The sequence below is a fragment of the Streptomyces hainanensis genome, assembly GCF_004348415.1.
Lineage (GTDB): Bacteria > Actinomycetota > Actinomycetes > Streptomycetales > Streptomycetaceae > Streptomyces > Streptomyces hainanensis.
This window is the reverse complement of record NZ_SMKI01000880.1, coordinates 1-848: the sequence shown is the minus strand read 5'-3', so window position 1 is coordinate 848 and position 848 is coordinate 1. Positions and strand designations below refer to the sequence as shown.

General features: G+C 75.1%; 1 protein-coding gene. It reads left to right on the top strand.

All coding sequences use genetic code 11. The annotated features are described in order from the left end of the window. Window positions 1–745, top strand: a 745-nt coding sequence (locus E1283_RS37925) for a hypothetical protein (RefSeq protein ID WP_165956385.1), incomplete at its 5' end; no start/stop codon positions are given. Window positions 746–848 lie beyond the last annotated feature (103 nt).

Here is an 848-nt window from a genome sequence, read left to right as displayed (position 1 = left end):
GCCCGAAGGCCGGGGCGGACGCGTCGCCATGCTGATCGGCGCCGCCCTGATCCTCACCGGCCTGCTCGTCGCCGGCCTGCTCCTCGCCGGCGGCGACGCCTCGGACGACGAGGCCGGGCCGGGCCCCGGCCGCTCCGACGGGCCGTCCCAGCGCGACGACGAGGACGGCGAGGACGGCGAGGGCGGGGGAGACCAGGACGGCGGCGACAGCGGCGCGGGGGACGGCTTCACCCGGGCCCAGGCCGGCGGGGTCGCCCTGCCGGTGCCTGAAGGCTGGGAGGAGGGCGACATGGACGGCGGCGTCTCGGTGACCACCTCCGGCGGCTACCCCTGCCCCGTCGACCCCGAACTCGACTGCGTGGACGCCGGCGTCTTCCTGATCGGCGTGCCCGACGTCTCCGGCGTCACCCCCGAGCAACTGGCGCTCGGCGACATCGCCGGCAACGAACGCGACTCCTACGGCCCCGACTCCTACGGCGGGATCGCCGACTCCCGGGAGCAGGTGTCGGAGCGGGTCACCGTCGCCGGACAGGAGGGCTACCGGGTCCGCACGCGCGTCACCACCGAGGTCGGCACCGAGGCGTACGTCGAGTCCGTGGCCTTCCGCGCCCCCGACGGCTCGGACACCCTGCTGCTGCTCCGGATCGGCGGCGACATCGGGCCCGACGCTCCGGAGCCGGACGTTCTCGACCGGTTCGTCCAGGACGCCAGAGTGGTCGCGGCCGGGCCAGGTACCGAAGTCTGAGCCGGCGAACGTAAAGTGACCACGACACGCGTGACCAGCGGCGCTGGCGGGCCGGGGAGAGGGTGGATGAACACGGAGCAGGGTCCCCGGCGCACTCCGACGC